Below are 20957 nucleotides of genomic sequence, written 5' to 3'. Positions count from 1 at the left end.
GCCTTCCCCGACGGCGGAAATCGGGCTAGGGCGCCACCGGGCAGGGGGCGCCGATGGACGACGTGTTCGAGACGATTTCCGCACATCTGGACCGGGTGACGCGCGCCGGCCGGTTCCTGAACGCGGGCTTGGCCCGGATCGACGGGCGCGGCGAGGTCGCGCGGGTCTTCGGCCGCGTGGCCCCAGGGGGAGACCCGCTGCGACGGACCGATCTTCGGCTGCGCATGGCGTCGATCTCGAAGGCGGCGACTGCGCGGGCGGTCTTGATCTGCGCGAACCGGGCGGGCGTGCCGCTGACGACGCCGCTGTCGGAGGTACTGGATGTGGATCTGCCCGGCGTGACGCTCGACCACCTGCTGTCGCACCTGTCGGGCCTGACGGATCACGGTGGATACCTGATCGAGCCGCCCCAGACGCCCCGCGCCTTCCTGTCCGACCGCCCCGAAGCGGTCTCGACGAACCCGCCGGGGACATTCTTTCGATATGCCAACCTCAACTACATCCTGCTGGGCATCGCACTGGAGGTGATCGCGGGCGACCGGTTCGACCGTATCCTTCGGCGCGAGGTCCTGGCGCCGGCGGGGATCGCTGGCGGGTTCAACTGGGCCGGCGTCGCACCGGACGACCGGAACCCGCTGCCGGTCTGGCAGCGCCACGGCGACGCCCTGACCTGCGAGGCGGACGGGCCCGACACCGATTGGGGGGCCGAGGTGATCTGGCGCGGCGGACGCGGCGCGCCGATGGCCGATTACCGCCCAGGTCGCGACACGACGTGGTTCTCGCCCCATGCCGGCCTGCGCATGACCGTGGGCGAAGCGGCCCGCCTGGCCCGCGCGCTGGGCGCCGATGACGACATCGCGCGGGCGCAGCGCCGGGCACGATGGCGCTTCGACGGGACGAACGGGGCCGATTGCGATGGCTTGTTCCCCGCCTTCGGGGCGGGCGTCACGATCTATGACGGGCATCCCCGCATCCCCGGGCGGTTGGTCGGGCACGCGGGCCATGCGCTGGGCTTCACCGGCGGCGTCTGGGCCGACCGCGCTACCGGGGCGGGCTGGGCCTATTTCCTGAACGGATCGCCCGACCTGACCGACGGCCAGGATGAGGAAGCGTTCTACGACGACGACGAACTTCAGGTCATGGCGCGGATCTGAGCGCCACGCGCAGCCGGTCCGCCATGTCCCGATACTGCTCGCCCAAGGGACTGGTGCGGCGCCAGACCATGCCGACAACGCGGCGCGGCCCGGGCGCGGGAAACCGGTCGATCGCCACCGGCGCGGACCGGGTCTCGACCCCGACCGCCATCTCGGGGATCAGCGTGACCCCGATGCCGGACGCGACCATCTGAACCAGCGTCGACAATGTCGATCCGTCAAGGCCGGGGCGCGGCCCGGCGGTGGCGATGTCGCAGAAGGACAGGGCCTGATCGCGGAAGCAATGCCCCTCCTCCAGCAGCAGCAGGCGCATCTCCTGCAGGTCCTCGCGCGCGGGCATCGGGGCACCGCGGTCGGTGGCGGCGCGGATCAGGACGAAGGATTCGGTCAGGAGTGGCGTCTCGATCAGCGAGGGCTCGGATATCGGCAGCGCCACCACCGCCGTGTCGATCGCCCCGTCGGCCATCTCCTCGATCAGGCGCGAGGTCACCGTCTCGCGGATGTCGAGGTCCAGGCCGGGATAGGCCGCGGTCAGCGTTCGGATCAGCCTTGGCAGCAGGTACGGCGCCACGGTCGGGATGATCCCCATCCGAAGCCGTCCGGCGAAGCCGCCCTGCGATACGCGGGCGAGGTCGCCCAATTCGTCGACGCTGCGCAGGATGTCGCGGACGCGGGGGGCGAACTGCGCGCCGAAGGCGGTCATGGCGACCTGGCGCGGACCGCGTTCGAACAGCTTGGCGCCCAGCGTCTCTTCCAGTTCCCGAATCTGCACCGAGAGGGCCGGCTGCGAGATCGAGGAGGCGGCAGCCGCCCGCCCGAAATGCCGGTGCCGGGCCAGTGCCTCGAAGTACCGCAACTGGCGCAGGGTCAGGTTGTTCATAGGGTCAGATTATCGTCGGGATATGGAAATGCAACTTTTCGCAATGGCGCGCCGGTGATACAGGAGCGGCATCTTCGGGCGCACGGCCCGCCAATTTCAGACATCGGGAGATCGAAACATGGACGGAAGCGATATTGGCGGCGGCAAATGCCCGGTCATCCATGGCGGGTCGCGCAGGGCCACGCATGGCGGGCGCGGCAATCGTGACTGGTGGCCGAACCAGCTCAACCTCGGGATCCTGCACCAGAACACGCCGGCGTCGAACCCGATGGCCCCGGATTTCGACTACCGCGAGGAATTCGCCAAGCTGGACCTGCCCGCGATCAAGGCGGATCTGACGGCGCTGATGACCGACAGCCAGGATTGGTGGCCGGCCGATTATGGCCATTACGGACCGTTCTTCGTGCGCATGGCCTGGCATTCCGCCGGGACCTATCGCACTGCGGACGGGCGCGGGGGCGCGTCGTCGGGGTCGCAACGTTTCGCGCCGCTCAATTCCTGGCCCGACAACGGCAACCTGGACAAGGCGCGGCGCCTGCTCTGGCCGATCAAGAAGAAGTACGGCAATGCCATCAGCTGGGCCGACCTGTTCATCCTGACAGGCAACGTCGCGCAGGAATCCATGGGCTTTAAGACGTTCGGATTCGGCGGCGGCCGCGAGGACATCTACGAGCCCGAGGAAGACGTCTATTGGGGCATGGAGGACGAGTGGCTGGGCGTCGAGGACCTGCGCTACGACAAGGGCGAGGACGGCAAGGGCCGGTTCCTGGAGAACCCGCTGGCGGCCGTGCAGATGGGTCTGATCTACGTCAATCCCGAAGGGCCGAACGGCAACCCCGATCCGCAGGCCAGCGCCCATGACATTCGCGACACGTTCGCCCGCATGGCGATGAACGACGAGGAGACGGTGGCCCTGGTCGCCGGCGGCCACACCTTCGGCAAGGGCCATGGCGCGGGCGACCCGTCGCTGGTCGGCGCCGAGCCCGAGGGCGGCGCGATGGAGGACATGGGCCTTGGCTGGAAGAACGCGTTCGAGAGCGGCCATTCCGGGCACACCACGACGTCGGGGATCGAAGGCGCCTGGACGCCCACGCCGACGACCTGGGACATGTCCTATTTCGACACGTTGCTGGGCAACGAGTGGGAGCTGACGAAATCGCCGGCGGGGGCGCATCAGTGGCGCCCGGTGGACCGTGCGACCGACGACCTGGTGCCCGACGCGCATGACCCGTCGAAGCGCCACGCGCCGATGATGACGACGGCCGATCTGGCGCTGAAGGTGGACCCGGACTACCTGCGCATCTCGCAGGACTATCACGCGAATCCCGACAAGTTCGCCGATGCCTATGGGCGCGCCTGGTTCAAGTTGACCCATCGCGACATGGGCCCCAGGATCCGCTATCTGGGCGACGAGGTGCCCGAGGAGGATCTGATCTGGCAGGACCCCGTCCCGGCCTGGGATCAGCCCGTCATCGATGCGGCGGGGATCGCCGACCTGAAGGCGCGGATCCTGGCATCGGGCCTGTCGGTCCCGGAACTGGTCGGGGCGGCCTGGGCCTCGGCCTCGACCTTCCGTGGCTCGGACAAGCGCGGCGGGGCGAACGGCGCGCGTGTACGCTTGGCCCCGCAGCGGGACTGGGAGGTCAACGATCCAGCGCAGCTGGCGCGCGTGCTCGATACGCTCGAAGGCGTCCGCGCCGAGTTCGGGCAGCCGATCAGCATGGCCGACATGATCGTGCTGGGCGGCACCGCCGCCGTCGAGAAGGCCGCGCGTGACGCCGGCCATGATATCGAGGTCCCCTTCACCCCCGGCCGCGCCGACGCGACCGCGGACCAGACCGATGCCGAGAGCTTCGCCCCGCTGGAGCCGACGGCCGACGGGTTCCGCAACTATCAGCATCACGAGGTCCGCATCTCGGCCGAGGAACTGATGGTCGACCGGGCGCAGTTGCTGACCCTGTCGGCGCCCGAGATGACGGTGCTTGTCGGGGGGCTGCGGATGCTGGACGCGAACACCGGCGGCACGCCGCACGGCGTCTTCACCGACCGGCCCGGGAAGTTGACCAACGACTTCTTCGTGAACCTTCTGGACATGTCGACCGAGTGGAAACCCGACGATGAGACCGCCGGCACCTATATCGGCCGCGACCGTGCGACGGGCGCGATCCGCTGGTCGGGCACGCGTTGCGATCTGGTCTTCGGGTCGAACTCGCAACTGCGCGCGATCGCGGAAGTCTATGCCCAGGACGATTCCGGCGCGAAGTTCGTCCGCGATTTCGTCGCCGCCTGGACCAAGGTGATGGAGTTGGATCGCTTCGATCTGACCTAAGGCGCCACCGGGCCGCGATACGCAGATCCCGTTTCGGGGCATGCGTGTCGCGGGTCTCCCGACCGACGCGATGGCGGATTTCCGCCGGTTCTAGGCCGGCGCGACCCGGCGTCAAGCCGTCAACCCGCTTGCAAAAGGGCAGTCCAGTCCGAACACTTGGCGACATGATGCGCCCGTTTGCCGGCGCCCACGTCTTCAAGGGAGTTTCGAACATGACACGTGTGACCCTGCTCGCCAGTGCCGCGACGCTGCTTGCCACATCCGCCTTCGCCGTCGAGATGCAGGCCGGAGATACGCTGGCCGAGGATCAGTCGCTCGACATTTCCGTTCTGGATCAGGCCAAGACGCTTGATCCGCAGCTGATCGAGGAGACGATCGGCAACCACATGGCCCGCCAGCTGTTCGAAGGGCTGACGCGCCAGGACGCGGACGGCAACCTGATCCCCGCCGTCGCGACGGAATGGACCAGCGACGACAACCAGACCTGGACCTTCAAGTTGCGCGACGATGCGCGGTGGTCCAACGGCGACCCGGTCACGGCGCAGGACTTCGTCTATGCCTGGCAGCGCGCGGCCGACCCCGCGACCGCCTCGCCCTACGCCTGGTATGTCGAGCTGACCTCGATCGAGAACGCCGCCGAGATCGTCGCGGGCGAGGCCGATCCCTCGACGCTGGGCGTCGAGGCCGTCGACGACCACACGCTGCAGGTCACGCTGACGCAGCCGCTGCCGTTCTTCCCCGCAATGACGACCTATTCGACGCTGTACCCCGCGCATCGGGCCACGATCGAGGCGCATGGCGACGACTGGACCAGCCCGGAGAACATGGTCTCGAACGGGGCATATATCCTCGACGAGGTGAAGGTGAACGAGTTCACGCGCCTGGTCCCCAACCCCGAGTACCATTCGGCCGAAGACGTCGCGATCGAGGAGATCACGGTCTTCGTGGTCAATGACCGCAACCAATCGCTGACCCGCTATCAGGCCGGCGAGTTCGACATGATGGACGACCTGCCCGCCGGCACCTATCCGGATCTGAAGGCGGAGTTCCCGGACGAGACGCATTCGACGCCGCGTCTGTGCAGCTACTATTACGCGATCAACCTGACCGACAGCGGTCACGAGGCGCTGCAGGACGAGCGGGTGCGCGAGGCGCTGTCCTACGCGGTCAATCGCGACGTGATCGTGGAACAGGTGCTCAAGGGCGGGCAATCCCCGGCCTACAACTTCACCCACGAGGCCACCGCCGGGTTCGAGATGCCCGAGATCGACTATGCCTCCTGGTCCCAGGACGAGCGGACGCAGAAGGCGCGGGACCTGATCGCGGAGGCGGGATACGGCCCCGACAACCCCATCGAGCTGGACCTGATCTACAACACGTCCGAGAACCACAAGGCGATCGCCACCGTGGTCAGCCAGATGTGGAAGCCGCTGGGCGTGAACACGACGCTGTCGAACTACGAATGGCAGAGCTACATCGACATCCGGGGCGAGCAGAACTTCGACATCGCCCGTTCGGCCTGGTGCGGCGACTACAACGAGGCGTCGACCTTCCTCGACCTGGTCACCACCACGCATGGCGCCAATGACGGCAAGTACTCCAACCCCGAGGTCGACCGCCTGATGGCCGAGAGCCGGACGATGGAAGATCCCAACGTCGCCTATACCCAGGTCGAACAGATCCTGGCCGACGAGATGGGGATCATCCCGATCTACCACTACACCCAGAACTTCATGCTGGACCCGTCGATCCGGAACTGGCCGATGAACAACGTGGAAAACAACTGGTACGTGCAGGACATGTACCGCGCCGCGTCCGAGTGACGGGGCAGGGGCGGCGTCCGCGCCGCCCCGTTCGCTGAATGGTCGCCTTCATCCTCAGACGTCTGCTTGTCGCGGTTCCGGTGCTGCTGCTGCTGGTGGTGCTGACCTTCGTGCTGATGTACACCGCGCCGGGCTCGCCCTTCGCGACCGAACGCGGCGTGCCCGCGGCGGTGCTGCAGAACCTCGAACGCGAATACGGTCTGGATCAGCCCTTCGCGGTGCAGATCTGGACCTACATCACCAATATCGTCACCGATTTCGACTTCGGACCCAGCTTCGTCTACCGCGACCAGGATGTGAACGACCTGATCGCGCAGGGCTTCCCCGTCACGCTGACCTACGGGTTCTGGGCCTTCGTTTTGGCGGTGTTGGTCGGCGGCGCGCTGGGGATCATGGCGGCGATCCGCCAGAACACCTGGCTCGACTACCTGGCGGTCGGCGTCTCGATCGGGGCGCAGGTCCTGCCGAACTTCGTGCTGGCGCCGATCCTGGTGCTGGTCTTCACGCTCTGGCTCGGCTGGCTGCCGGGCGGCGGCTGGCAGGGCGGTCAGGTGGAATACGTGATCCTTCCGGTCATCGCGCTGGGCACCAGCTTCATGGCGTCGATCGCGCGGATCGCGCGCGCCTCCATGCTGGAGGTGCTGTCGTCCAACTTCATCCGCACCGCCCGCGCCAAGGGCCTGCCGGGCCACCGGATCATCCTGCGCCACGCGCTCAAGCCTGCGCTGCTGCCGGTGATCTCCTATCTGGGGCCGGCCTTCGTGGGCATGATCACCGGGTCGGTGGTGATCGACATCTATTTCTCGACCGGCGGCATCGGGCAGTTCTTCGTCGCCTCCGCGCTCAACCGTGACTACGGGGTGATGATGGGCATCACAGTGCTGCTGGGGGCGCTGACCATCCTGTTCAACCTTCTCGTCGACGTGGCCTATGCCTGGATCGACCCCAAGATCCGCTACTGATGCGGGGCGCCACGCTCACCGATGCCAGCGCACTGGCCGACGCCCCCCGCGGGCGCAGCCTCTGGGCCGATGCGCGGCGGCGGTTCTTCCGCAACAAGGCGGCGGTGGCGGGCCTGATCGTTCTGGGCCTGATCGCCGCCGTGGCGATCGTCGGCCCCTTCATCGCCCCCTGGAGCTACGAGGAGATCGACTGGGCCGTCCTCGGCCAGGTCGAGACGCTGGGCCGGCCTTCGCTGGCCACGGGGCACTGGTTCGGCACCGACACATTGGGCCGCGACCTGTTCGCCCGCACGGTGCAGGGCACGCAGATCAGCCTGATGGTCGGCGTCGTGGGCGCGCTGATCGCCGTCGTGGTCGGCACGCTCTATGGCGCGGTCGCCGGCTATTTCGGCGGGCGGGTCGACGGCGCCATGATGCGGACGGTCGATGTCCTGATGTCGATCCCCTACATGTTCGTCCTGATCCTCTTGCTGGTGGTGTTCGGTCGCTCGATCCTGATGCTGTTCGTGGGCATCGGCCTGATCTCCTGGCTCGACATGGCGCGGATCGCGCGCGGCCAGACGCTGGCGCTCAAGGGGCGCGAGTTCGTCGAGGCGGCGATCGCCACCGGCGTGCACCCGTTTCGCATCATCCTGCGTCACATCGTGCCCAACCTTCTGGGCGTCATCATCGTCTATGCGACGCTGCTCGTCCCCTCGATGATCATCTACGAGTCGTTCATCTCGTTCCTCGGCCTCGGCGTGCAGGAGCCGCTGACCTCCTGGGGCGCACTGATCAACGACGGCGCCGCCGAGATGCGCAACGGCACGATCTGGCAGCTCCTCTTTCCGCTGAGCTTCTTCGTCGCGGGTCTGTTTGCGTTCTTCTTCATCGGCGACGGGTTGCGCGATGCGCTCGACCCCAAGGACCGCTGAGAATGACTGCGCCGGAGGATCGCTGATGCTGCTCGATGTCGATGACCTCACGGTGTCATTCGACACGCCCGACGGATCCGTGCACGCTGTCAACGGCATCTCGTTCGACCTCGACGCGGGCGAGACGATGGCGATCGTGGGCGAGTCCGGCTCGGGCAAGACGCAGCTGGCCTTCGCGATCCTGGGGCTGCTGGCGCGCAACGGGCGCGCCGCGGGGTCGGTGCGCCTGAACGGGACCGAGATGCTGAACCTGCCGGAACGCGCGCTCAACAAGCTGCGCGCCGAGCAGGTGGCGATGATCTTCCAGGATCCGATGACGTCGCTGAACCCCTATCTGCGCGTGGGCGACCAGATGGCCGAGGTGCTGCAACTGCATCAGGGCCTGTCCAGGCGCGACGCCCTGGCCGAGAGCGCCCGCATGCTCGAGGCAGTGCGCATCCCCGATGCCGAGGGGCGCCTGCGGATGTATCCGCACGAATTCTCCGGCGGGATGCGCCAGCGGATCATGATCGCGATGGCGCTGCTCTGCCGTCCGAAGCTGCTGATCGCGGACGAGCCGACGACCGCGCTCGACGTCACGGTGCAGGCGCAGATCATGGATCTTCTGTCCGAGATCCGGGCCGAGTTCGGAACGGCCATCATCCTGATCACCCATGACCTGGGCATCGTGGCCGGCGCCTGCGCGCGCACCACGGTCATGTATGGCGGCCGGGTGATGGAGACGGGACCGACGGAGGACGTCTTCGACCGCCCCGCCCATCCCTATACCACAGGCCTGCTGGCGGCAGTGCCGCGGCTGGACGCCGCGCAGGAAAACCTGAACACCATTCCGGGCGATCCGCCCGACCTGACCGACCTGCCGCCCGGCTGTCCCTTTGCCGCGCGCTGCCCGCTGGTTCGCGATGCCTGCGACGTCATGCCCCCGCTGGAGACGTTCGACGGAAACCGCGCCCGCGCCTGCCACGCCCCCCTGTCCGAAATTCCGGAGGCGACGCCATGAGCCCGCGCCTGCTGTCGGTCGAGGAGCTGGACGTGACCTTCCCGGTCACGCCGCGCGGTGCCTGGCCCTGGACGAAACCGCTCGGGCTTCAGGCGGTGTCGAAGGCCGACCTTCAACTGGACGAGGGCGAGACGTTGGGCCTCGTGGGCGAGTCGGGATCGGGCAAGTCGACGCTGGCCCGCGCGATCATCGGCACGGTACCGGCCACCGGCGGGCGCATCCTGTGGAAGGGGCGCGACATCACCGGCTCCGACGCCGCCGACCGGCGCCGCTTGGGGCGCGAGATGCAGATGGTGTTCCAGGACCCGCTGGCTGCGCTGAACCCGCGGATGACGGTCGGCCAGATCGTGGCCGAACCGCTGCGGACGCATCGCCCGGACATGCGGTCGGACGAACGCGCCCGCGCCGTGGGCCAGATGATGGAACGGGTCGGGCTGCTGCCGTCGCTGTTCAACCGCTACCCGCACGAATTCTCGGGCGGGCAGTGTCAGCGCATCGGCATCGCCCGTGCCCTGATCACCGAGCCGGAGATGCTGGTCTGCGACGAGCCGGTCTCGGCGCTCGACGTGTCGGTGCAGGCGCAGGTGGTGAACCTGCTGGCCGATTTGCAGCGCGACATGGGGCTATCGATGCTGTTCATTGCCCATGACCTCAGCGTGGTGCGGCACGTTTCGACCCGTATCGCGGTCATGTATCTGGGCCGCATCGTCGAGACCGCACCCGCCGCCGACCTGATCGCCGATCCGCGCCATCCCTATACGCGTGCGCTGATCGCCTCGATCCCCGTCCCTGATCCGCGCCGCGAAAAGGCGCGCACGCGTCCCGTTCTGCAGGGCGAGTTGCCGTCGCCGCTGAACCCGCCTTCGGGCTGCGTTTTCCGCACCCGCTGCCCGATCGCGCGCGCGGCCTGCGCCGAAGCCCGTCCTCTCCTGGTCGAGGAGACGCCGGGACACCGCGTCGCCTGCCCGTTCCATGCCGAGCAGGCGCCCCCAGATCTGGCCCGGATGGCGACCCGCTAGACCGGGCCGCCACCAAGCACCGTTTCAGCGCGTCAGGCGTCCGATCTCCTCGGACAGGGTGGCCGCGGCCGCATCGGTATCCACCTGATCGTTGGCGATGGCGGCCAGTTGGTCGACCACCGCCTGGCTGATGCGCACGCCGTTCTGGCCCGGCCAGGCGAACCAGGGATAGGCGCGGTCCATCTGTTCGGCCGAGGTGCGCCAGGCGGGGTTCTCGGCATAGAAGCCGCCCAGACGGTCGTCGGCCATCGCGCCGTCGTTCACCGGCATGTAGCCCGTGTTGCGCACGACGAAATCCTGGCCCTCGGCCCCGGTGCCGAACAGCAGATATTCGAACGCGGCCTGACGCCTCGCGGGATCGTCGGTGAGGATCACAGCGGCCATGCCGCCCGAGGCGACGCCGCCCCCTTCGACCGCTGCGGGCATCTGGGAGGTGCCCCAGTCGAACCGGTCTGCGATTTCGCGCTCGAAGCTGCGGACGGCGGCGGTGGAGTTGAAGTAGAGGCCCAACTGACCGGCATACATCTGCTGGCGCGCGGCGGAGTTCGGGATCGCCTGCTGCCTGCCCTCGTCGTGGAACCGCTCCCACAGGCCGAAGGCGGCACGTCCCGCCTTGGTGTCGAAGGCCAGCGTGCCGTCTGCGTCCATGGGCTGCATCCCGGCACTGGCCAGCAGGTTCTGCACCATCCAGTCGTCGTCGCCCGGCGCGTAGTACATCCCCGAGATGTCGTCGCCCAGCGCGTCGATCCGCTGTGCCAGGTCGATCGTGGCGTCCCAGGTGGTCGGCATATCATCCGGGTCGCCGCCCGCCTGCCGCACCAGATCGGCGTTGTAGAACATCACCGGCGTCGAGGACGTCCAGGGCAGGCCGTACTGCACTCCGTCGATCTGCGTGAGCGCGAGCGCCGCGTCGGAGTAGCCGAGCGCCCCCATGTCGACATCCGCCATCACGTCGTCGAGCGGCGCGACCATGTCGCGGGCGACGAGCTCGCCCAGCAGGTGGCTGCCGACCATGAACACGTCAGGCGCGGTGTCTGCCAGGCTCTGGCGGATGACGGTCACCAGCCCCTCGTCGTAGTCGACCGAGGGGGCCTGGATCTCGACCGTGATATCGGGGTTCGCTTCCATGAAGCGGTCGGCCAGGCCCTGCTGCCATTCGGCGTGGTGCGGCCAGGCGTGGAAGACGGTGATCGTCGTCTCCTGCGCGAATGCGGGCGTGGCCGCCAGTATGGCGGCGAGCGCGATGTTGAAGTGGCGTCGTTTCATGGAAGTCTCCTTTCGCAGCGACATCAGGTGCGCGCCCCGAGGCCGAGGCCCCGGATCAGCGCGCGTTGGAAGAACATGAAGGCGATCACCAGCGGCGCGGTGACCATCACGCCGCCGGCCATCAAGGCGCCGACATTGCCGGTGGATTCGCCCGACGACCGGAAGGTGGCGAGGCCCAGCGGCGGGGTCATCATCTGCCTGTCGGTCACCACCACCAGGGGCCAGTAGAGGTCGTTCCAGTGGTTGATGATCGAGATCGTCGCAAAGGCCGCGACGGCGGGCCAGGCGGCGGGCACCATCAGACGCCAGACGATGCCCAGTTCCGAGAACCCGTCGAGGCGTGCGGCGTCCAGCACCTCGTCGGGGTAGGACAGGAAGAACTGGCGGAACAGGAAGATCGCGAAGGCCGAGATGACGAAGGGCACGATCAGCGCGGTGTAGGTGTTGAGAAGCCCCGCATAGGCGACCGCGACATAGAGCGGGATCGCCGGCACCTGCATCGGGATCATCAGCGCGACGATGACCATACCCAAAAGGATCGGCCGCCCTCGGAACGGCAGTTTGGCCAGTGCATAACCGGCCGGCGCCGCGATCGTAATCTGCGCGACGAGGATGACCGCGCAGACGAAAGCCCCGTTTGCCATGTAGCGCAGCAGCGGCACCTGCGTCAGCGCGTCGCCGTAGTTCCGGTGCGCCGCCGCCAGCGAGGGCATGGGCAGGACGCTGCCGGCATAGACGGTGCCCTGCGCGGCCAGCGACACCGCGACCATGTAGACGAAGGGCGCCAGCGTCACCGCGGCGGCGAGCGCCAGGACGAGAAGGGATGCGGCCCGCCTCATGCCCGGCGCCGGCGGTCGAAGACGACCACGTTCAGGATCGACGCGGCCGCCACGACGGTCAGGAAGAAGATCGCGATGGCCGAGGCGAGGCCGATGTCGAAATAGCGGAACGCCTCCTGATAGAGGGTGTACAGGATCATCTCGGTCGCGCCGTTCGGGCCGCCCTGGGTCAACACGGCGATGGTCTCGAACTCCGACACGGCGCGGATCAGGGTGATGACGGTCACGAACAGGGTTACCGGCGCCAGCATGGGCCAGGTCACCAAACCGAAGCGCTTCCACCCCCGGTCGGCCCCATCGATCGCGGCGGCCTCGTACAGATCGGGCCGGATCGTCGAAAGCCCCGCGATGAACAGCAGGATATTGTAGCCCACCATCTTCCAGATGCCGATGAACATCAGCGTGGGCAGCGCCGTGGACGGGTCCGAAAGGAAGCGGCGCTTGTCGAGACCCACCGCGTCCAGTGCGACGTTCACCATCCCGAAGGACGGGTGCAGGACGACCTCCCACGCGGTGGCCATGGCGACCAGCGTGGCGGTGACTGGCAGGAAGAACACGGTGCGGAAGAGACCGCGCAATCGGCCCTGCCCCTCGATCAGGACGGCCAGCCAGAGCGCGGCGAAAATCGAGATCGGCGTGACCACGGCGACATATAGGCCCGTGTTGCCGAGCGACTGACGGAACCGGGCATCGGCGAACATCCTTTGGTAGTTCTGAGCGCCGATCCAGTCGAAGCCGGTCATTCCGAACTGGTAATCCGTCAACGACAGGACCGCGACGCCCGAGGAGGGCAGGAACAGCAGGGCGAGGAGGAGGGTCGCGGCCGGCAGCGCAAGAAGGGCGCCCGCACGCCTGCGGGCACGGGCATCGATGCTCATGCGACGGCCCGTCGGGGCGCGGCGATCCCCTGCGATGCGTCATAGGCGCGGGCCGCCGAAAGGTCGAAATGCACGACGCCATCGCGGCCTTCCGGCCAGTCCGGCATCGCGGAGGACGGGATGCGGATCACGCAGCGCGTGCCATCGCGCAACCGGACGAACAGGTTCGCGTCATGGCCGGCATGTTCGGCGTGATCGACCGTGCAGGGCAGACCCGGAAGTCCCGGGCGCGCCGCCTGCCGGATCGACGCATCCTCGGGGCGGAACGCCACCGTTCCCGCCAGATCGCGGAGGGGGGCGCCCCCGATCAGGATGGGACGGGAGGAGGTCGCGTCGCCGATATGCGCGCGGATCATGTCGGCATCGACCTCGTTGAGATGCGGCTGCGACAGGAAGCGCGCGACGTCCAGGTCGGCCGGGTCGCGGAACAGCTGATCGGGGGTCCCCACCTGCCGCACGCGCCCTTCGAACATGAGGGCGATGCGGTCGGACATCGCCATCGCCTCGCCCTGGTCATGGGTGACGAAGAGTGTCGTCGCCCCGATCCGGCGTTGCAGGCCACGCAGCTCGGTGCGCGTGCGGTTGCGCAGCGCGGCGTCGAGATTGGCCAACGGCTCGTCCAGAAGGAAGAGCGACGGGCGTCGGATCAAGGCGCGGCCCAGGGCCACCCGCTGTTGCTGGCCGCCCGAGAGTTGCCCCGGTCGCCGGTGCAGATACGGGCCGATCTGCAGCATCTCGGCCACGCGGGCCACCTCGGCCGCGATTTCGGCGCGGGTCCGGCGTGCGCGGGGCGAAAGCCGCCAGAGGCCGGGCGCACGGCCAAGCGCCGACAGGTCGGTCATCCGCAGCGGAGCCGCGATATTCGCGGCCGAACTCATGTGCGGGTAGAGCGCGTAGGACTGGAACACGAAGGCGATGCCGCGGTCCTTGGGCGCCAAATCGTGGACGTCGCGCGTGCCGATGCGGATGGCGCCGGTGCCCGATTCCAGCCCCGCGATGCAACGCAGCAGCGTCGACTTGCCGCACCCGGACGGGCCCAGGATCGACATGAATTCCCCGCCTCCGACCTCGAGCGAAACACGATCCAGCGCCGTATGGTCGCCGAACCTGCAGGTCAGGTCGTGTATCGTAAGCCCTTGGCTCATAGGGGTTGCGGCCCGTGGTGATCCATCCCGGCGCCATGATCTAGGCCTTGCGCGCGGCCTGGCCATCTCGGTCAGGCGCGTCGGGCGCCGGCGGGCGGCGTTCCCGCTCGGGTCAGGGCGGCGGACCCAGCGACCCCCGCAACTCCATGCGCGTGGCAAGCTCGACCGCCGGCGCGGCCCCCCCGCCTTCGACCATGGCGACGAGGGCATGGGCGGCGCGGCGGCCCATCTCCCTGTGCGGGACATGCACGGTCGTCAGCGGTGGCGCGACGATGCGGGCGATTTCCAGATCGTCGAACCCGGTGATCGAGACGTCGCGCGGCACGGCGATCCCCCTTTCGCGCGCCCGGGTCATGGCGCCCACGGCCAGCACGTCGTTTCCGCAGATCACGGCGGTGGGCGGGGCCTCGTCCGACATCAGGGCGTCGAACGCAGCGGCCCCGGTCTCGACGCCGTAGGTGGTCTCGATCACGCGGAGGGGGGCGTCGCCGACCGCGTCGCGGACCCCCTGCACTCGATCGCGTGCGCGGTCGTTCCCCTCGACCATGGCCGAGATCACGCCGATCCGGCGATGGCCCAGGGCCAGGACCTCCTCCGTCAGGGCGCGCATCGCGGCGCGATTGTCGAACCCGATCGACGGCAGCGCGGCCTCCGCCGCGTAGGACCAGGCGATCAATGCGGGCACGCCCTGACGCTCAAGATAGTCATAGAGGCCCCCGTCCCGGTCGTGACCGATCAGCAAGAGCCCGTCGGCGCCGCGGGCGACCAGCGCGCGGATCTGCTCGGCCTCCATGTCGGGGCGATAGGCGGAACTGGCGACCAGAAGGGTATAGCCCTTTTCGTGAAGCGCCTCCTGGAAGGCCTGCAATCCGCGCGCGAAGATCGCGTTCTCCATTGTCGGGATGATGGCGCCGATGGTGAAGGTCCGCCGCGCGGCCATGACGCGGGCGGCGAAATTCGGGGTGTAGCCCAGCGTCTCGACGGCCGCCATGACCCGGTCGCGGGTCGCGGCCACGACCCGGTCGGGTCGGTTCAGGCACCGCGACACCGTCGCCGTGCTGACACCCGCCGCCCGCGCCACGTCTTCGAGGGTCGGGGTGGATCGATTGTCCGACATCATCGCGACCTCCGCGTCCGATGCATGAAGGTTGGTGCTAGCACCGACGGGATTGAGATGTAAGCGCTTGCAGAATTGAATGTAAGCGCTTACACGGTCCTCGTGGTGCCTTTTCGCGTCGATTCGGTCCGCAAGATGCACCTTGATGCCGGCCGAACACTGGCCCCCAACCCGCAGGATGCCCGCCAATGCCCCGCGAATACCTGAAGAAAGCGACCAAGACCGCGGTGTCCGATGCCGGAGAGGTGCACGAGACGGTCAAGACCATCCTGGCCGAGATCGAAGCGGGCGGCGACGCCAGGGCCATGGAATATGCCGCGAAGTTCGACCGCTACGACGGCAACGTCATCCTCACCGCCGAGGAGATCGCGGCCGCCTGCGAGAAGGTTCCCGAACGCATCAAGCGCGACATCCAGTTCGCCCATGACAACGTCCGCCGCTTCGCCGAGGCGCAGAAGGCCACGCTCTCGGATGTGGAACTGGAGGTCGTGCCGGGCATGGTTGCCGGGCAGAAGGCGATCCCGGTCGATGCGGCCGGGTGCTATGTCCCCGGGGGGCGCTACAGTCACATCGCCAGCGCCATCATGACCGTGACCACGGCCAAGGTGGCGGGCTGCCGGCATATCGCCACCTGTTCGCCGCCACGCCCCGGCGTCGGCGTGGCGCCCGCCATCGTCTATGCCGCGCATGTCTGTGGGGCCGATCGTATCATCGCGATGGGCGGTGTGCAGGCCGTGGCGGCGATGACCTTCGGTCTATTCGGGCTACCGAAGGCCAACATTCTGGTCGGGCCGGGCAACCAGTTCGTCGCCGAGGCCAAGCGCATCCTGTTCGGTCGGGTCGGCATCGACATGATCGCCGGGCCGACCGACAGCCTGATCCTCGCCGACGAGACGGCGGACGCGCATATCGTGGCGACCGACCTCGTCAGCCAGGCCGAGCACGGCTACAATTCACCCGTATGGCTGGTCACCGACGACCACGCCCTGGCCGAGCAGGTGATGGAGCGCGTGCCCCGCCTGATCGAGGATCTGCCCGAGCTGAATCGCGACAACGCGCGCGCGGCCTGGCGCGACTACGCCGAGGTGATCCTGTGCGACAACCGCGAGGAGATGGCCGCGACCTCCGACGAATACGCGCCCGAGCATCTGACCGTGCAATGCGAGGACCTGGATTGGTGGCTCGACCGGCTATCCTGCTATGGCTCGCTTTTTCTGGGCGAGGAGACGACCGTGTCTTACGGCGACAAGGCGACCGGCACCAACCACGTGCTGCCGACGTCTGGGGCGGCGCGATATACCGGCGGGCTGAGCGTCCACAAGTACATGAAGATCGTGACCTGGCAGCGCGCCACCCGCGACGGTGCCCGTCCCGTGGCCGAGGCGACCGCCCGGATCTCGCGGCTGGAAGGGATGGAGGGACACGCCCGCGCCGCCGACGCCCGGTTGGCCAAATATTTTCCGGACGAGAGCTTCGATTTGCAGGCCGATGCCTGACCGCGCCGCACATCGCCGGATGGCCTGCCCGGGGTCTGGGTTCGCCCCGCGATGAAGGCGCTGGTCTATACCGCGCCCGGCAGGCTCAGCTATCGCGATGCGGACGACCCCGTCCGCGCCGATGGCGAGGCCCTGATCCGTGTCGAGGCGGTGGGGATCTGCGGGTCGGACATGCACGCCTTCCTCGGCCATGACGCACGCCGCCCTGCGCCGCTGATCCTGGGGCACGAGGCTGCGGGAACGATCGTCGGCGGGGCCCGGGATGGCGCGCGCGTCACGATCAACCCGCTGGTGACCTGCGGGACCTGTCCCATGTGCCGGGCGGGGCGAGAGAACCTGTGCCCGGACCGCCAGATCATCTCAATGCAGCCCCGCCAGGGGGCCTTCGCGCAGTTCGTCGCCCTGCCCGGGGCCAACCTGGTCGAGGTGCCCGAGAATGTCCCGCTGGCCCGTGCGGCGCTGGCCGAACCGCTGGCCGTCGGCTGGCACGCCGCCCGTCTGGCGCGTGCCGCCGTGGCCGACCCGGACGCGGCGCGGGCATTGGTCATCGGTGGCGGGGCGATCGGCCTGGCCTGCGCGTTGTCGCTCCGCGCGATGGGCACCCCCGCCCCGCGGATCCTGGAGCCGAACGGCGCGCGCCGCGCGTTCCTAAACACCCGCTGCGGGCAATCCGCGACGTCGGAGGCCCCGGGGTGCGCCGGCATCTTGATCGACGCCGTGGGACTGGCCGCGACGCGCGCCGTTGCATCCGCGCAGGCCGAACCCGGCGGCGTGATCGTGCATGTCGGCCTGGCCGAGGACACGGGCGGCCTGGACGTCCGCCGCCTGACCCTGCAGGAGATCGCGTTCCTGGGCGCCTATACCTACACCGCGCAGGATTTCCGCGATACGGCGGCGGCGATCTTCGACGGCCGGCTGGGGCCGCTCGACTGGTACGAGACGCGGCCGCTTTCGTCCGGGCAGGGGGCCTTCGCCGATCTGGGGGCCGGGCGCGTCGCCGCCCCGAAGATCGTTCTGGACCCCTGGGCCGACGCGGACGAAGGTCCGGCGGGCCGGTCCGGCCGCACCGTCACGCCCCGGGGCACGGGCTGAAACCGACACATGACCGAGAACCGAAAGGCAATGTCAGCATGAACATCGACAAGAAGATCGCGGACGATCTGGTCGCGAACGACGTCTCGTTCGTGACGACCGTCCCCTGCAAGCAGCTGGCCGGCGTCATCGACGAGATCGAGACCCGCGACGAGATCTTCCACATCCCCGCCAACAAGGAAGACGAGGGCATGGGGCTTTGCGCGGGGGCATGGATGGGCGGCAAGCGACCCGCCATCATCATGCAGAACACCGCGATCGGCGTCACCATCAACACGCTGGCCACGCTGATCCAGTATTACCGCATGCCCCTGCCGATGCTGATCTCGTACCGCGGCGAGCTGCGCGAGCCCGTGGCCTGCCAGGTCGAGATGGCCGTCCACACCAAGGCCCTGCTGGCGCAGATGAACATCCCGACCTACCACTTCCACTGGCAGAAGGACGTGGCCGAGTTCGACAACATCCTGAAATACACGTTCATGTGCAACAAGCCGGTCGCGATCCTGACCGACGCCAACTTCTGGGGAGGCTACGGCGACCAATGATCCGTTCCGAGATACTCAAGGACATCGCACCGATCCTTCGCGACCAGCTGGTCGTCTGCAACATCGGCATCCCCAGCCAGGAACTCCACGCGATCGACGATCAGCCGACGAATTTCTACATGCTGGGCACGATGGGCCTGGCGTCGTCCATCGGCCTGGGCCTCGCGCTCGCGCAGCCCAAGCCGGTCATCGCCATCGACGGCGACGGGTCCGTGCTGACCAATCTCGGCACCTTGCCGACGATCGCGAACAACGTGGCCGACAACTTCACCCTGCTGATCGTCGACAACGGCAGCTACGGCTCCACCGGCGATCAGCCGACCTACGCGGGCAAGAGGACCTCGCTCGCGGCCGTGGCCGAGGCCTGCGGTTGCGACCGGGTGGTCGAATGCCAGGCCGAGGAGACGGGCAAGGTTCTGCAGGACGCGCTGGACAGCGGCAAGATGACGATCATCGTGTGCAAATGCGAAAGCGGGAACGCCAAGAACCCGGTCATCACGATGGATCCGGTGGTCATCCGTGACCGGTTCATGAAGGCCGTCAGCGCCTGATCGCATGGGCGCAGCCGAACGCATCCACGGGGCGGCCGATGCGCGTCGGCTGGCCCGGCGGCGCCTGCCCTGGATGGTGTTTGACTATATCGATGGGGCCGCGGGGCAGGAGACGGGGGCGCGCCGCAATCGCGCGGCCATCGACGCCGCGACCCTGCGGCCGCGCGTCCTGCGCGATGTCAGCCGCCGGTCGCTGGCCGCCGACGTTTTCGGACGGCCTGCCGCACGCCCGTTCGGAATTGCGCCCATGGGCATGTGCAACCTGGCGGGCCCCGGCGCCGACCTGATGCTGGCGCGCCTCGCCGCGCGCCATGCGGTGCCGCTGGGCGTGTCCACGGTCGCGTCGACGCCGATGGAACGGCTGATCGAGGTGGCCGAGGGCCATGCCTGGTTCCAGCTCTACTTCAGCGGCGACGGGACCGGCACCTTCAAGCTGGTCGAGCGGGCCCGCGCCGCCGGGTACGACACGCTCGTCCTGACGGTGGACGTGCCCGAGGTCGGCCGCCGCCCGCGGGAGTTGCGGCACGGCTTCACCATGCCGTTCCGTATCGGCCCACGACAGTTCCTCGACTTTGCGCTGCATCCACGGTGGTCGCTTGCATCGCTGGCGGCCGGCCGTCCGCAGATGGCGAACTTCCAGATGGACGGGTTCGATTTCGACCGGACCGAAAGCCGTGCACGCGCCGATTGGGACACGCTGGCCCGGCTGCGCGATGCGTGGTCGGGCAGCCTTGTCGTCAAGGGCGTTCTCGACCCCGATGACGCCGTGCGCATCCGGGACGCGGGCGCGGACGCGATCCAGGTCTCCAGCCACGGGGCCCGTCAACTGGACAGCGCGCCGTCGCCCTTTGCGATGCTGCCCGAAATCCGCGCGGCCGTCGGCCCCGGGTTCCCGCTGTTCTTCGACAGTGGCCTGCGTTCGGGCGAGGACGTGCTCAAGGCGCTGTCGGCTGGCGCCGATTTCTGCTTCTTCGGCCGGATCCTGCAATTCGCCATCGCGGCCGCCGGCGAGGCGGGATTGGTCCGCCTTTGGGATGTGTTGAGCGACGAGTTGAGCATCGCCATGGCGCAGACCGGTCTGGTCGATCTGGCCGACCGGCATGATCCCTAAGTCAGGCCATCCCACCAGTCCCGGATGATCCCGCCGACAAGGTCCGGGTCCTCCTCATGCGCCAGATGGCCGAGATCGGGCAGATGGCGGGCCGTGGCATGCGGCATCCGCGCCGCGGCGCGTGCGCCGATCTCGGGCGGCACGGCGCGGTCCTCCTCGCCCAGAAGGAACAGCGTCGGGGTCGCGATCCGATCCAGCCGGGCCAGCAGCGGGTCGAGCGTCCATTGCGCCATCATCGCCAGCGTCGCGTCGACATGCACCCGGTCGCCCGCCAGCCGCGCATAAAGGTCCAGCCCCCGTGCATCCAGCCGCGAGCCGGTCCCCTCGATCAGGCGGCGGACGTTGCGCGGCGAGGACGACGTGGCGACGAACAGATCGGCGGTGAAGGGCGCGAGGGACAGTAGTTTCGCCATCAGCGGAAAGAGCCATCCCGCCGCGCCCCGGAAATTGCCCAATGCGGGGTTGATGCCGACGATCCCTTTTGGCCCTTTCGGCGTGTCCGGCGCCAACTCGGCCAGGCGCAGGGCGATCGCACCGCCTGCCGAATGGCCGATCAGCAAGTCCGGCCGCCAGCCCTCGGCATCGCAGAGCCTAGCCAGATCATGGGTCATGTCATCCAGGCCACAGCGATGCCGGGCGCCCAGGCGGGTGAAACCCTGTCCGGGCAGGTCGATGGCGATGGCCCGGAAATGCCGCGACAGGATCGGGAACAGGCCACGCCAGCTCTGGCTTGCGCCGCCGGCGCCGTGGATCAGCAGGGCGGTCGGGCCCGTCCCCGCCTCCTGGACGTGCCAGCGGTGGGGGGGCATGGCCACGATCCGCGAATGTTCGGCCAT

The 20957-nt window shown here is 68.3% G+C and carries 19 protein-coding genes; 12 read left to right on the top strand and 7 right to left on the bottom strand.

Going from position 1 to position 20957, the window contains the following annotated elements:
* The first annotated feature begins 53 nt into the window (after window positions 1-53).
* A complete protein-coding gene (locus tag MWU52_RS09140; RefSeq protein WP_246951281.1) occupies window positions 54-1154 on the top strand; it encodes a serine hydrolase domain-containing protein in 1101 nt (366 codons plus the stop codon).
* Here the strand turns inward: MWU52_RS09140 and MWU52_RS09135 are convergent.
* Window positions 1138-2034 (bottom strand): hydrogen peroxide-inducible genes activator, encoded by an 897-nt coding sequence (locus MWU52_RS09135; protein ID WP_246951279.1) that lies wholly within the window; start codon window positions 2032-2034, stop codon window positions 1138-1140. The two genes, MWU52_RS09140 and MWU52_RS09135, sit on opposite strands and share 17 nt — an antisense overlap.
* Before the next feature lie 118 nt (window positions 2035-2152).
* On the opposite strand from MWU52_RS09135, the gene katG reads away from it, so the two are divergent.
* The 6 genes from katG (at window position 2153) to MWU52_RS09105 (ending at window position 10081) form a co-directional block, all read left to right on the top strand.
* Window positions 2153-4363 carry a catalase/peroxidase HPI gene (katG, locus tag MWU52_RS09130; RefSeq protein ID WP_246951277.1) on the top strand — a complete coding sequence of 737 codons (2211 nt, stop codon included), beginning with the start codon at window positions 2153-2155 and terminating at the stop codon, window positions 4361-4363.
* A gap of 212 nt (window positions 4364-4575) precedes the next feature.
* On the top strand, window positions 4576-6186 hold the full coding sequence (locus MWU52_RS09125) for a peptide ABC transporter substrate-binding protein (RefSeq protein ID WP_246951275.1): 1611 nt from the start codon (window positions 4576-4578) through the stop codon (window positions 6184-6186).
* Window positions 6187-6224: 38 nt separating this feature from the next.
* Window positions 6225-7148: an oligopeptide ABC transporter permease OppB gene (gene oppB / locus MWU52_RS09120; protein ID WP_246951273.1), complete on the top strand. Its 924-nt coding sequence runs from the start codon at window positions 6225-6227 to the stop codon at window positions 7146-7148.
* A complete protein-coding gene (locus MWU52_RS09115) occupies window positions 7148-8062 on the top strand; it encodes an ABC transporter permease subunit (RefSeq protein ID WP_246951271.1) in 915 nt (304 codons plus the stop codon). Before oppB ends, MWU52_RS09115 begins: the two co-directional genes overlap by 1 nt.
* A gap of 25 nt (window positions 8063-8087) precedes the next feature.
* A complete protein-coding gene (locus MWU52_RS09110) occupies window positions 8088-9062 on the top strand; it encodes an oligopeptide/dipeptide ABC transporter ATP-binding protein (RefSeq protein ID WP_246951269.1) in 975 nt (324 codons plus the stop codon).
* Window positions 9059-10081 carry an oligopeptide/dipeptide ABC transporter ATP-binding protein gene (locus MWU52_RS09105; RefSeq protein WP_246951267.1) on the top strand — a complete coding sequence of 341 codons (1023 nt, stop codon included), beginning with the start codon at window positions 9059-9061 and terminating at the stop codon, window positions 10079-10081. The genes MWU52_RS09110 and MWU52_RS09105 overlap by 4 nt, the downstream gene beginning before the upstream one ends.
* Window positions 10082-10105: 24 nt before the next feature.
* Here the strand turns inward: MWU52_RS09105 and MWU52_RS09100 are convergent, their stop codons facing one another.
* From MWU52_RS09100 to MWU52_RS09080, 5 genes are all read right to left on the bottom strand, one after another.
* Window positions 10106-11347: an ABC transporter substrate-binding protein gene (locus tag MWU52_RS09100; RefSeq protein WP_246951265.1), complete on the bottom strand. Its 1242-nt coding sequence runs from the start codon at window positions 11345-11347 to the stop codon at window positions 10106-10108.
* A 23-nt stretch (window positions 11348-11370) separates the two neighbouring features.
* Complete coding sequence (locus MWU52_RS09095; protein WP_246951263.1) at window positions 11371-12186, bottom strand: carbohydrate ABC transporter permease; 816 nt, start codon at window positions 12184-12186, stop codon at window positions 11371-11373.
* Window positions 12183-13064: a sugar ABC transporter permease gene (locus tag MWU52_RS09090; RefSeq protein WP_246951261.1), complete on the bottom strand. Its 882-nt coding sequence runs from the start codon at window positions 13062-13064 to the stop codon at window positions 12183-12185. Before MWU52_RS09090 ends, MWU52_RS09095 begins: the two co-directional genes overlap by 4 nt.
* Window positions 13061-14209, bottom strand: a complete 1149-nt coding sequence (locus MWU52_RS09085) for an ABC transporter ATP-binding protein (protein ID WP_246951259.1) — start codon at window positions 14207-14209, stop codon at window positions 13061-13063. Before MWU52_RS09085 ends, MWU52_RS09090 begins: the two co-directional genes overlap by 4 nt.
* A 112-nt stretch (window positions 14210-14321) precedes the next feature.
* Window positions 14322-15326 carry a LacI family DNA-binding transcriptional regulator gene (locus MWU52_RS09080; RefSeq protein ID WP_246951257.1) on the bottom strand — a complete coding sequence of 335 codons (1005 nt, stop codon included), beginning with the start codon at window positions 15324-15326 and terminating at the stop codon, window positions 14322-14324.
* Between the two features lie 188 nt (window positions 15327-15514).
* On the opposite strand from MWU52_RS09080, the gene hisD reads away from it, so the two are divergent.
* From hisD to MWU52_RS09055, 5 genes are read left to right on the top strand one after another with little or no spacing between them, the layout of a single operon-like run.
* Window positions 15515-16822 (top strand): histidinol dehydrogenase, encoded by a 1308-nt coding sequence (hisD, locus tag MWU52_RS09075; protein ID WP_246951248.1) that lies wholly within the window; start codon window positions 15515-15517, stop codon window positions 16820-16822.
* Between the two features lie 51 nt (window positions 16823-16873).
* Complete coding sequence (locus MWU52_RS09070; protein ID WP_246951246.1) at window positions 16874-17914, top strand: alcohol dehydrogenase catalytic domain-containing protein; 1041 nt, start codon at window positions 16874-16876, stop codon at window positions 17912-17914.
* 38 nt (window positions 17915-17952) lie between these two features.
* Entirely contained in the window at window positions 17953-18459 is a 507-nt protein-coding gene (locus MWU52_RS09065; protein ID WP_246951244.1) for a thiamine pyrophosphate-binding protein, read from the top strand.
* Window positions 18456-19010 (top strand): sulfopyruvate decarboxylase subunit beta, encoded by a 555-nt coding sequence (gene comE / locus MWU52_RS09060; protein WP_246951242.1) that lies wholly within the window; start codon window positions 18456-18458, stop codon window positions 19008-19010. Before MWU52_RS09065 ends, comE begins: the two co-directional genes overlap by 4 nt.
* Before the next feature lie 4 nt (window positions 19011-19014).
* Complete coding sequence (locus tag MWU52_RS09055) at window positions 19015-20121, top strand: alpha-hydroxy acid oxidase (RefSeq protein ID WP_246951240.1); 1107 nt, start codon at window positions 19015-19017, stop codon at window positions 20119-20121.
* On the opposite strand, the gene bchO is transcribed toward MWU52_RS09055, so the two are convergent.
* Complete coding sequence (gene bchO / locus MWU52_RS09050; protein WP_246951239.1) at window positions 20118-20957, bottom strand: alpha/beta fold hydrolase BchO; 840 nt, start codon at window positions 20955-20957, stop codon at window positions 20118-20120. The two genes, MWU52_RS09055 and bchO, sit on opposite strands and share 4 nt — an antisense overlap.

It is taken from the genome of Jannaschia sp. S6380 (genome assembly GCF_023015695.1).
In the GTDB taxonomy this organism is placed as follows: Bacteria; Pseudomonadota; Alphaproteobacteria; order Rhodobacterales; family Rhodobacteraceae; genus Jannaschia.
This window is presented reverse-complemented; position numbering and strand designations above follow the sequence as displayed.

Excerpts from the sequence above, each read along its gene's own strand:
- MWU52_RS09140 (WP_246951281.1), top strand. The coding sequence starts at position 54 with ATGGACGACGTGTTCGAGACGATTTCCGCACATCTGGACCGGGTGACG.
- MWU52_RS09135 (WP_246951279.1), bottom strand. The coding sequence starts at position 2,034 with ATGAACAACCTGACCCTGCGCCAGTTGCGGTACTTCGAGGCACTGGCC.
- katG (WP_246951277.1), top strand. The coding sequence starts at position 2,153 with ATGGACGGAAGCGATATTGGCGGCGGCAAATGCCCGGTCATCCATGGC.
- MWU52_RS09125 (WP_246951275.1), top strand. The coding sequence starts at position 4,576 with ATGACACGTGTGACCCTGCTCGCCAGTGCCGCGACGCTGCTTGCCACA.
- oppB (WP_246951273.1), top strand. The coding sequence starts at position 6,225 with ATGGTCGCCTTCATCCTCAGACGTCTGCTTGTCGCGGTTCCGGTGCTG.
- MWU52_RS09115 (WP_246951271.1), top strand. The coding sequence starts at position 7,148 with ATGCGGGGCGCCACGCTCACCGATGCCAGCGCACTGGCCGACGCCCCC.
- MWU52_RS09110 (WP_246951269.1), top strand. The coding sequence starts at position 8,088 with ATGCTGCTCGATGTCGATGACCTCACGGTGTCATTCGACACGCCCGAC.
- MWU52_RS09105 (WP_246951267.1), top strand. The coding sequence starts at position 9,059 with ATGAGCCCGCGCCTGCTGTCGGTCGAGGAGCTGGACGTGACCTTCCCG.
- MWU52_RS09100 (WP_246951265.1), bottom strand. The coding sequence starts at position 11,347 with ATGAAACGACGCCACTTCAACATCGCGCTCGCCGCCATACTGGCGGCC.
- MWU52_RS09095 (WP_246951263.1), bottom strand. The coding sequence starts at position 12,186 with ATGAGGCGGGCCGCATCCCTTCTCGTCCTGGCGCTCGCCGCCGCGGTG.
- MWU52_RS09090 (WP_246951261.1), bottom strand. The coding sequence starts at position 13,064 with ATGAGCATCGATGCCCGTGCCCGCAGGCGTGCGGGCGCCCTTCTTGCG.
- MWU52_RS09085 (WP_246951259.1), bottom strand. The coding sequence starts at position 14,209 with ATGAGCCAAGGGCTTACGATACACGACCTGACCTGCAGGTTCGGCGAC.
- MWU52_RS09080 (WP_246951257.1), bottom strand. The coding sequence starts at position 15,326 with ATGTCGGACAATCGATCCACCCCGACCCTCGAAGACGTGGCGCGGGCG.
- hisD (WP_246951248.1), top strand. The coding sequence starts at position 15,515 with ATGCCCCGCGAATACCTGAAGAAAGCGACCAAGACCGCGGTGTCCGAT.
- MWU52_RS09070 (WP_246951246.1), top strand. The coding sequence starts at position 16,874 with ATGAAGGCGCTGGTCTATACCGCGCCCGGCAGGCTCAGCTATCGCGAT.
- MWU52_RS09065 (WP_246951244.1), top strand. The coding sequence starts at position 17,953 with ATGAACATCGACAAGAAGATCGCGGACGATCTGGTCGCGAACGACGTC.
- comE (WP_246951242.1), top strand. The coding sequence starts at position 18,456 with ATGATCCGTTCCGAGATACTCAAGGACATCGCACCGATCCTTCGCGAC.
- MWU52_RS09055 (WP_246951240.1), top strand. The coding sequence starts at position 19,015 with ATGGGCGCAGCCGAACGCATCCACGGGGCGGCCGATGCGCGTCGGCTG.
- bchO (WP_246951239.1), bottom strand. The coding sequence starts at position 20,957 with ATGGCCGAACATTCGCGGATCGTGGCCATGCCCCCCCACCGCTGGCAC.